The organism is Chitinophaga oryziterrae (genome assembly GCF_009758125.1).
GTDB classification, from domain to species: domain Bacteria; phylum Bacteroidota; class Bacteroidia; order Chitinophagales; family Chitinophagaceae; genus Chitinophaga; species Chitinophaga oryziterrae.
In genome coordinates this window covers 23,103-35,155 of record NZ_WRXO01000018.1, presented here as the reverse complement: position 1 = coordinate 35,155, position 12,053 = coordinate 23,103, and the positions used below count along the sequence as shown (strand labels likewise).

The following is a 12,053-nucleotide window of genomic DNA, read 5'->3' as shown; positions in this document are numbered from 1 at the left end:
TGCAGGGTTTACAGCAGGAACAAATACGATCAAGGAAATACCAATATGCATCGTTGAGTGACATCCAGCGTTGGACTGAACTGCCGGGAGATCTGTTCGACAGTATCCTCGTCTTTGAAAACTTCCCGGTTGCCAAAGTACTGGAAAGTGATGAATGGTTGCTGAAGGTGGATAATGTAATCATGAACGAAGACACTAACTATCCGTTGAATATTATCATCTTTACCGGAGACCGTCTTGAAGTACAATTTAAGTACAATGCATCGCTACTGGATGAAACAACACTGCTTCAGATTAGTGAACATTTCAGGCATGTCTTATTGCAGATAATAGATAGTAACGTTAGTACTGTCAAAGAAATTAGCCTGTTAACTACCCGGGAAGAACATACACTGCTGCATTCGTTTAACGATACAAATCGCCGGTATCTGCCGGATACTACGATCAAATCGATATTTGAAGCAAGAGTGGAAATATCACCGGAAGCTACTGCTATTATTTTCAGAGACAAGAGATACAGCTACCGTGAAATAAATGAACGCGCGAACCAGATAGCCCATTACCTGCTGAAATCAGGTGTGGGAAAAGAAACACTGGTGCCGGTATTGCTTGACCGTTCTGTGGAAGTGATTATTGCCTTGCTTGGTATCCTGAAGGCAGGTGCGGCTTACATACCGCTCGATGCCGGTTATCCACAGGAAAGGATTAATTATATTCTTCAAAACTCCGGAGCAGGGGTCATGATCACGGATAAAAAGCATAGTGAAATAGTGAGTGCTCCCGGTATGAAGAACATGATCTGTCTTGACGGACAAAATAATATCAGGGAACAGGCGCTGACGAATACGGATTTATCACCTGATAAGGATCAGTTGATATGTGTATTATTTACTTCCGGTTCATCAGGTAAACCAAAGGGCGTTGAACTTGTCAATGACAGTATCCTGAATAGATTTTACTGGATGTGGGAATCTTATCCATTTGAATCCCATGAAACATGCGTACTTAAAACATCTTTTTCTTTTGGGGATCACATCTGGGAAATATTTGGTCCTTTATTACAGGGAATACCCAGTTTACTGCTTGCGGGAGAAGAGCTATTTGATCTGGATATATTTATGCAGCAATTGACAATGCATAAAATTACAAGGATCATACTGGTGCCTTCGTTGTTACATGCGGTGCTTGGAAAAGTTGCCGCTGATGAAACCGACCTTTCTCAGCTGAAATACTGGACCTGCAGCGGTGAAGCGCTGACCAGTAATCTTACAGATGTTTTCCGCATACTGCTCCCATCCGCCCGTCTTATCAATATTTATGGAAGTACTGAGGTTACTGCGGACGTAACATATTACGACTTCTCAATTGAACAGCCGGATATGTTGGCAGAAGGTGGAAAACACCCGGTAAAATTTGTTAATGGAAAGCTGGATATGAGTGAGGCGGGTGATTATAAGAATGTACCGATAGGAAGGCCGGTAGCCAACGCCCGTATCTACGTGTTGGATAAACAACATAGGTTATGTCCTGTAGGTGTGCAGGGAGAAATATTTGTGGGGGGGATCCCGGTTGCAAGAGGGTATCTCAATCATCCTGAATTGATGGAAAGTAAATTTATCAGAGATCCGTTTAATGATAACGGTTCATTCATGTACAGTACCGGCGATTTGGGAAGATGGTCTCCTGACGGCATTCTGGCTTATCTGGGCCGGATAGATCATCAGGTAAAGATAAGAGGTAACAGGATGGAGCTGGGGGAAATTGAAAATACACTGAATGGTTCCCCTGATGTAAAGCAATCAGTTGTTGTTATACATGCAGGAAAGAATAAGGATAAACTGCTGGTGGCTTATGTTGTACCTGAAGGAGAATTTAAAAAACAGGAAATAGTGCAATACCTGAAAAGATACCTGCCTGACTATATGTTACCTTCTATGATCATCGGGATAGAAAAAATACCGCTGATGATCAGTGGTAAAATAGACAGGAAACAATTAGAAGCATTGCCACTTTCTTCACTCTTACCGGAAAATACTTATGAGCCGCCAGGGAATGAAACGGAAGCTATATTATGTGAGATATGGGAGGAGCTGTTGGAAGTGAAGCGTGTAGGCGTATATGATAACTTCTTTGAACTTGGTGGACATTCCCTTTTAGCAATGAGAATGGTGGCTTATATCAGGAAGCGGCTTGAAATATCAGTTCCAATGAACATATTATTCCATTTAAATAATATCAATGATCTCTCTAAGTACATAACGCTGAAATTCCCTGAAAAGAATGAAAACGAAGATCAGCAGGAATATGAACTTATAAATCTTTGACTTAAACCCTCCTGAAAGTTATGAATACTGCCTGGAACAGCGCCATTGCTTTGTTGTTGTCTGCAAAAGAGAACAGTATCGATATTATACTGGACGAAAATAGACTTCAGTTGAAAGTTCCCAGAGGAAAAGTGGTAAGTCCGCAACTACTAAGGGAAATTAAAGACCAGGAAAAGCAACTTATTGATTTTCTCCGCAATGAACATGCGGTGACCTCCCGGCAAAAGATCATGCCTGTTGACAGCAATGGCATTACACACATACCCCTGTCTTATTCTCAGGAGCGTTTGTGGTTTCTTGATCAATATGGGGAACACAGGCAATATCATATGCACTGGACATTCAGTGTGCAGGGGAAATTGGATATAATTGCTCTTGGAATATCTTTCAAAGAGATTCTGAGAAGACATGAAATACTGCGTACAGTTATCAGGGATAACGCCGGTGTGGCATATCAGGAAGTGATGGATGCAGAGGCATGGGAAATGATATACATAACAGATAGAAAGGAAATAGATATCCAGCAATATATCGCGGACGTGTTAGCCGGTTCTTTTGATCTTTCCAGGGATTATCCTCTGCGTGTAATGCTCATCCAGCGCTCCGCAGAAGAATGCCTGTTGAACATAGTTATACATCATATTGCATTTGATGGCTGGTCTATTGGCCTTATGATCAAAGAACTGACTGCGCTATATAACGCCCGTATAAATAATGAGCAGGCTATTCTTCCGGAATTATCAGTGCAATATAAAGATTATGCTTACTGGCAGAGACAGCTGATAGAGGAGCAATACTATGAAAAGATGACAGCGTTCTGGAAGAACAGTCTCTCTGAAGTAACGCCATTGGATATTTTTACAGATTATGCACGTCCGCTGGAACCTGGAGTAGCTGGCGGTGTGGTGAAAAAGGAACTGGGAAAAGAGCTGGCAACCGGATTGCAGCAGCTTGCCGTGAAAGAGAATGTGACTTTGTTTATGTTGCTGCTGACGGTCTTTAAGGTACAGTTGTATAGGTATTCCGGGCAATCATTGATTTGTGTAGGTACACCTGTGGCAGGAAGAGAGCAACCTGAAGTAGAACACCTGATCGGTTTCTTCGTCAATACAATTGCACTGTGTACAGATATGAGCCGGGATCTTTCGTTTAATCAGCTTTTACAACAGGTAAAGTTAGTGACGGCGGAGGCATTTTCCTATCAGGATATGCCCTTCGAAAAAGTAGTAGAATTACTTGGTGTGGAGCGTACCGTGAGTCACAACCCCGTGTTCCAGGTAATGTTCTCTACACAAAAGGAATCCCTGCATGATGTAGCTGCGTTTGGAGATGCCCGCTTCCTGGCGATAGAAAACAAAGACACTACTGCAATAGTAGATCTCCATCTGAACGTACATACTGCCGCAACCGGAATAACAATAAGTCTTACATACAACAAGGATCTGTACAAGGAAGATACAGCTCTGAGGATGCTGGAACATTATGAAACATTGTTGACTTCGGCAATTGCAGACCCTGCAATCAAGGTCAGCGATCTGAAATTATTATCAGCGCAGGAGGAACAGTTGGTGCTGACAGCGTTCAATAATACAGATACAGATTTCCCTGCGGGAAAAACATTGCCTGAACTGATTGCAGAAATAGCTGAATCAATGCCTGAGAAAACCGCACTTGTGGCTGGTAACGGGAATATCACCTATTACAGTCTTTATGCCCGTGTAAAGCAGTTGGCAGGTTATTTAAAATACAAAGGAATTGGAAAGGGAGATCCGGTCATAGTATGCATGGATAGAAGGATAGATATTATCGTCGCTTTGCTGGCGATCGCCAGGATGGGTGCGGCCTATGTGCCGGTTGATCCGGAATATCCGGCTGAACGTATCAGCTATATGATAACTGATACGGGCGCACAATTGATGATAGCAGGCACTAATCAGGTCCGGTTGCTGGAAAGCACAGGTGTTGCTGAGAATATTATTTGTATAGAGCGGGATGAAGTATTGTTTAACAAGTTCGGAATAAATGAGGAGATGGCTTTTCCGGAGCCTTCAGATACGGCTTACATCATTTATACTTCAGGATCCACAGGACAACCTAAGGGAGTAGTTATTCGTCATGCCAATCTGCTTAATTTGATTCATTGGCATATAAGTGAGTTTGATGTCAATAGCGACAGCAGAGCTACCGCGATGGCAGGAGTGGGCTTTGATGCTTTTGGATGGGAAGTATGGCCTTACTTATCTGCTGGTGCTACGGTTTATCTTATCAGTGACGATGAACGAATGGCATTACCAAAGCTGTTGGATTACTTCCGTATGGAAGGCATTAGCCATAGCTTTGTTGCCACTGCATTGGTGACTGGTTTTATCAATGAGTCTCTTGGTAAACCACTTTCATTGAAATATCTGCTGACAGGTGGTGACCGCTTACCGTTGATCAACCTGGAAAACATCCCGTATAAAGTCATTAATAACTATGGCCCGACAGAGAATACTGTTGTATCGACTTTCTGTAAAATGGAGGGAGGAGATAGCGGACTGGCCATGATCGGTAAACCGGTCAGTAATACAAAAGTATTTATACTTGACAGGCATATGCAGCCCGCAGCAATAGGTGTAACCGGAGAGTTATATGTGTGTGGTGCACAGGTGGCAGCAGGTTATTGGAAACAACTGGCGCTCAGCGCTGAGAAGTTCCTGCCGGACCATTTGACCGGAAAGAAGAACGCATTTTTATATAAAACCGGTGACAGGGCAAAGTGGTCTTCTGATGGCAATATTCTTTTTGCGGGCAGGGCCGATGATCAGGTGAAATTAAGAGGGTTTCGTATAGAACCCGGAGAAATAGAACATGTATTATTGCAGGCTCCCGGCATAAAACAGGCTGTCGTGCAGGCGGAAAATATGGGAGCCAATGAAAAATATCTGGTAGCTTATATAGTAGCAGAGGAGAATGTTGAGATGCTGTCGCTCAGAACATATTTAAATGACAGGTTGCCCGCATATATGGTGCCTTCAGTACTGCTCGGCATTGATGCAATCCCGCTGACACCAAACGGAAAAACAGACAGAAAGAAATTATCTGCGATGTCAGCCTCTCATCGTCCGGGAAGCAAATACGAGGCTCCGCGTAATGCCTTGGAAGAGCTATTGGTTACTATCTGGGCGGAGGTCTTAATGCTGAATGATATTGGCATCCATGATAATTTCTTTGAAATGGGAGGGCATTCCCTCATGGCAATGCGAATGGTATCAGCCATTCGTAACCGTACGGGAACCGATATCCCGGTCAGGAAGATTTTTATTTACCCCACCATCGCTTTACTGTCGTCCCAATTATCCATTGAAGGAACGGAAATGTCTCTGCCCTTGATCACGGTCATTCCGGAAAAGGGGAAAATTCCATTGTCATTCCAGCAGGAGCGTCTTTGGTTCATGGATAAACTGGGGCAGGGAAATCAATATAATATCCCCTGGGTATTCCGTCTGTATGGTACTCCTGATATTGCACGTCTGAATGCCGCATTTGGGCAAATTGTTAACCGCCATGAAATATTGCGTACTGTTATCCGTGAAGTGAATGGGGTGGGGTATCAGCAGATCGTAGCGCCGGACCTGTGGAAAATGGACATAGTAGCCGCTGCCGGACCTGCATTCGTGGCAGAACTGCTGCGTCGCCCTTTCCGCTTATCAGATGATCAAATGCTGAAGGTAACATTGATACAGGTTTCTCCGGAAGAAAGTATACTTGTCTGCGTTGTCCATCACATCGCTTTTGATGGCTGGTCACTCGGAAGACTGGTGCAGGAGTTCGTAACATTCTACGAAGGGGACAATAGCATATTGCCTCCGTTAAAGATTCAATATTCAGATTATGCCATATGGCAGCGTGAATACATTTCAGGGAAAATACTGGAGCAGGGCATCACATACTGGATGAATCAACTCTCAGGTACAAGTCCGCTGGTGTTGCCTGCTGACAGGTATAAGAAAACAGGTCCTGATGAAGAAGAGCAGGGAGCAACAGCCGCTTCATTACTGAATAAAGAGCTGACGGATAAATTATCAAAGTTGGCTGTTCAGGAGGGAGTGACTTTGTTTATGGTATTGCTTAGCGCTTTTAAGGCGCTTTTACATCGTTACTCAGGGCAGGAGGATATCTGCATAGGAACTACCATTGCTGGTCGTCAGCAGGCTTCTATGGAAGAACTGATAGGCTTTTTTATCAATACAGTTGCTTTGCGGAGTTATGTCGATAGCAATAATTCATTCAGGGACCTGTTACAGCAGGTTAAGAGGACCACACTGGATGCTTACTCTTATCAGCATATACCGTTTGAAAAGGTAGTAGAAGCCTTGGGTACAGAAAGGGAAACTGGTAAACATCCTTTATTTCAGGTGGTCTTTGTATTGGAAAATACACCTGCTTCTGCCGCTCTTGAAATGGGAGATATCCTGCTGGTACAGGAAGATGTGCCCGTTACCACATCAAAGTTTGATATGCGTTTCAGTGCCAGTTACCGTGGGGATGAATTGCAGTTACATATGATCTACAGGCGTGATCTCTATTCGGAAGAGCTGATCAGTCGTATGCTGAAGCATTACGAAAATGTGCTGGATGCTATAACCCGTGATCCTGATATATCCATTGGAAGCATTGAATTACTGGAAGAAAAAGAAAAACAGCAAATACTATCGTTTTCCGGCAACGGACCGCTGGCATATGCACACGATAAAACATGGGTACAGATCTTTAGTGAGCAGGTGATTTCTTCACCTGATGTTCCGGCACTGGCATTCGAAGGCCACTATGTCAGCTATAGAGAATTGGATGTATTTTCAAATCAGCTGGCGCATTATCTCAGGTTGAACGGTATTGGAAAAGGTGCTTTGGTACCACTGTGTATGGAACGTGGTCCGGATATGATTGTCGCGTTGCTTGCTATTACAAAAGCAGGAGCAGCCTATGTGCCGCTGGATACAGGTAATCCGGACGACCGCATTGCAAACATGCTGGCGGCTGTCTCTCCCTCATTATTTCTTGTTAGCCCTGATCAGCAGTTGCGGATGGACCGGATCATTATGCAGCATACGGCGTTACATAATGTCTCTGTTGTGAGTGTAGAGAGCGCTGGTCCGGTGATCAGTGCACAGTCGGTATTACCGTTATCATTGGAAATTCAGCCTGATGATCTGGCATATGTCATCTTCACGTCTGGTTCTACAGGTAATCCTAGAGGTGTTGCAATCAGGCATGCCAGTGTTATGGATTACGTGTATGGCTTAATGGACAGAACACAAATAGCTCAAAGTAAATCTTTTGCCCTGGTGTCAACATTGGCTGCAGATCTTGGTAATACGGTGATATATACCGCGTTGCTTACAGGAGGTACATTACATGTGTTATCCGGGAATATGGTGAGTGACGGGCAAAAGATACGGGACTATTTTGAAGACAATGCAATTGATTGTGTCAAAATCGTGCCTTCACATTGGAAAGCGTTGTGTAATGAAAATGAATTATTACTGCCACGTAAACTGCTGATCTTCGGGGGAGAATTGCTGAAAGCATCCTTTGTGTCAGAGATACAGAATACTGGTTATACCGGACGTATTGTCAATCATTATGGCCCTACGGAAACAACAATAGGTAAGTTGTTACATGAAGTGATTCCGGGAAGAGAATATCAGCAGTATATTCCTATAGGACGCCCATTCTCTCGTACTGTTGCCTATGTTTTGAATGATATGGGGAAACTCTGCCCGCTGGGTGTTGCGGGGGAAATTTGTATCGGTGGTGCAGGGTTGGCAGCAGCTTATCTGGGACAGCCAGAATGGACAGCTGCCAGGTTTGTTCCGGACCCTGTGTCCGGAATACCAGGTGCCGGTATATACAAAACCGGAGATATGGGCAAATGGCTGGCGGACGGAAATATGGAATATATCGGAAGAAAAGATGACCAGGTAAAGATCCGTGGTTACAGGGTAGAACCGGGAGAAATTTCCCGCACACTGGAAACTTATCCGGGGGTACTTCAGGCCGTGACTCTTTCTCCGGAAGATAACCGGGGAGACAAATATCTGGTTGCCTTTGTAGTATTGGATGCAGAAATAAGTCTTGAAGATCTTGGTACTTATCTCCGGGGCAGACTACCGGATTATATGGTGCCGGCAGTTATAAATATCATTCCTGCAATTCCTTTAACTCCGAATGGAAAGACGGACAGGAAAAAACTATTGCAGGAGATAATCCTTCCGCTTACTTCAAACGAATACAGGGCTGCGGAGAATGAAACAGAGCAATTACTCGTTTCTATCTGGGAGGAATTGCTGGAAGTAGATAATATTGGCGTACATGCCAATTTCTTTGCACTTGGTGGACATTCTCTGCTGGCAGTAAGAATGATAGCAGCTATCCGCAGTCGTTTGGAAAAGGAACTACCTATCATCGCAATATTTGATCATCCAACCATTGCTTCACTGGCTCTGCAATTGATAGCTATGAACGGACGTGAGCAACTACCTGCTATCAGGAAATATGAAAGAATTGACCCTGTACCCTTATCTCATTCACAGGAAAGATTATGGTTTATTGACCGTCTGCAGCAAGGCAGCAGACAGTATAATATGCCACGTATGTTCCGCTTAAAGGGCACATTGGATGTGAGTGCTTTGAACAGGGCTTTTCGTACGATAACAGACCGCCATGAGATTCTCAGAACTGTTATCAGGGAAAAGGATGGTGTTCCATATCAGTTGGTAAACCCTGCGGGGACATGGACTATAAATTATGTGCGGCCGGACGATATCATTGCTGCTGGTCTGGAGCCGGAAGCATATATGGAAAGTTTACTTGGGCAGCCTTATGATCTTTCCCACGGAGATATGCTGAAAGTAACACTGATAAAAATAAACGATAAGGAATACCTGCTGGGACTAGTATTACACCACATAGCTTTTGATGGATGGTCACTGTCAGTATTGGTAAAAGAACTGGTTGAATTATATAATAGCCGTCGTTTTAAAAGAGCATCTTCACTCGATACCCTGCCTGTCCAATATGCAGATTATGCCATCTGGCAACGCAAATATCTGAGCGGCGATATCCTGGATAAAAAACTGGCTTACTGGAAAGAAAAACTGAAGGCTGTAAGTCCGCTTGAGTTACCACTTGATGCTGTAAGACCGGCAATACAAAGCATACGGGGTAGTCTGCGGACCTTTACTTTTGATGGCCGTTTACAGGAACAACTTAACAGCTTCTCCCTGAAGCAGGGCGTCACACTGTTTATGACATTGTTGGCGGGCTTTAAGGTATTACTGAGCCGTTATACAGGACAGGATGATATCTGCGTAGGTACGCCAGTGGCAAACAGAACAGAAGGCGTAACAGAATTCCTGATAGGCCTCTTTGTAAACACGCTGGTGCTTAGAAGTGATCTCAGCGGAGATCCGGATTTTCTTAGTGTCTTGCAGCGGGTTAAACAAACAGCACTGGATGCCTACGCCCATCAGGATACCCCGTTTGAAAAGGTTGTAGAGGTACTTGCTGTTGATCGTAATCAAACATATAGCCCTCTTTTTCAGGTTATGTTTGTTCTGCAGAATACACCCGAAGTAAAAGATTTTAATCTCGATGGTATTAGTTGCATTCCTGTCACCACAGTGCATGATACTTCCAAGTTTGATTTGTTTTTCAATCTGGTGGAGGCTGCCGGAGAAATACATGTACAGATTGAATATTGCACAGATCTGTTTACGGCAGATACCATCGCCCGCATGTTCGGGCATTATCAGTCGTTATTATATGCGGCAATGAGTTCACCTGCTGATAATATAAGCAGGCTGCAGATGATATCAGACAGTGAAAGGGAAGTGTTGACCAGATATAGTACCGGAGATATTGTAGAGGATGACGGAACGTCTTTTCTGCAACTTTTCGAAGCACAGGTGCATGGTCATCCCGATGCGACAGCCGTAGTAGCGGGCGATAGAAAAATGACTTATACAGAGCTGAATGAAAGAGCAAATTTTCTCGCATACGATCTGATCCGGTATGGTGTAAAGGAGGACGCTCTTGTAGCTATCTGTGTTGAACGTTCCATAGAAATGGTGATCGCGGTGCTCGCGGTATTGAAAGCCGGTGGTGCTTACACCCCACTGGATGTTAATTATCCTCAGGATCGTCTGAACTATATTTTGGATGACACAGCTGCCAGCATCGTACTTACGACAAGGACATGTGGCATGCTGTTGAAAAACAGTAATAGCCGCAGGAACATAGAGATGGAAGACCATCTTTATATGTGGGAACGGGATGAAAAAAATCCATGTATAAAACTGTCTCATAAGGCACTGGCATATGTAATTTACACATCCGGTTCTACCGGTATGCCCAAGGGAGTCGGACTAACGGTAAAGGGGTTATCAAACCTTATTAAATGGCAGTTTACACAACAGGGAGCAGGAACGGGTTATCGGGTACTGCAATTTGCAAGTCTTAGTTTTGATGTCAGTTTTCAGGAGATATTTTCCACCTTATGTGCAGGCAGGACATTGTTTCTGATAGAAGATGAACGCAGGAAGGATATGCAGGCATTACTTTCGGATATCTCAAAACAGAAAATAACCACCTTGTTTGTGCCTTTTGTTGTATTGAAGAATATTGCTGAATACGCAAAGGAGTTTAATGATTATCCTCAAAGCCTGCATGAAATATTTACAGCAGGAGAACAGCTGAAACTTACACCAGACATTCATGCATTCATGCAGGGAACAGGCGCTGTTCTTTATAACCAGTATGGACCTTCTGAGGCGCATGTAGTCAGTGCCTATAAGATACAGGAGGCAGATTACAGGTCAAGAGTTTTACCCCCCATAGGTGCACCTGTTAATAACACACAGTTATACATATTGGATAAAAATGGAAATGCCTGTGGTATCGGTATTCCGGGAATGCTTTATATAGGTGGCATACAGGTGGGCCGCGGATACCTGAATAATCCCGGCCTGACCACCGCACGTTTCGTGGCAGATCATTTCAGTGGGAAAGAAGCTGCGACAATGTATTGCACCGGAGACAAAGCCCGTTGGTTACCTGATGGCAACATTGAATTTCTGGGAAGGATAGATGATCAGGTGAAGATCCGGGGATACAGAATAGAGCTGGGAGAAGTGGAAGCAGTGCTTCAGCAGGCAGAGAATATAAAAAATGTTGTAGTGGTTGCCCGTGAAGACAGCTCCGGTAGTAAACGCCTGGTCGCATACGTTACAACTGATGTCGAATTGGACCGGACGGTGCTCCAGCAGTATATGAAAGCCCATCTGCCCGATTATATGATACCGGGCATCATCATGCCGGTAGAGCGCATACCCGTCACTGCAAACGGTAAGGCCGACAAACGGCGTTTACCGGATGTGGAGTTGCATCTGAAATCCGGATCTGAGTATGAAGGCCCACGTAATCAAACAGAAGAAGAGATTATCAGAATATGGCAACAGTTGCTGTCACTTACCAAGATTGGTATCCATGACAATTTCTTTGAAGTTGGTGGGCACTCGCTGCTCGTGACCCGGCTGGCTGCTGCAATACGTACCACGTTTGACATAGAGATGGCGGTCAGTATTTTTTTCCAGTTGAGTACTCCGGCTGCTATCGCAGCATATATTGACGTCCACGGCGCTAAAGCTGCATATGACGCAGATAAATACGAAGCAATAAAATTATAAA

The 12,053-nt window shown here is 44.1% G+C and carries 2 protein-coding genes; both read left to right on the top strand.

The window, feature by feature from the left end; translation table 11 throughout:
- Window positions 1-2,324: non-ribosomal peptide synthetase (locus GO495_RS31735; protein WP_157303986.1), on the top strand; the 2,324-nt coding region annotated here is incomplete at its 5' end.
- A gap of 20 nt (window positions 2,325-2,344) precedes the next feature.
- Window positions 2,345-12,052 (top strand): non-ribosomal peptide synthetase, encoded by a 9,708-nt coding sequence (locus tag GO495_RS31730; RefSeq protein WP_157303985.1) that lies wholly within the window; start codon window positions 2,345-2,347, stop codon window positions 12,050-12,052.
- Window position 12,053: the final 1 nt, after the last annotated feature.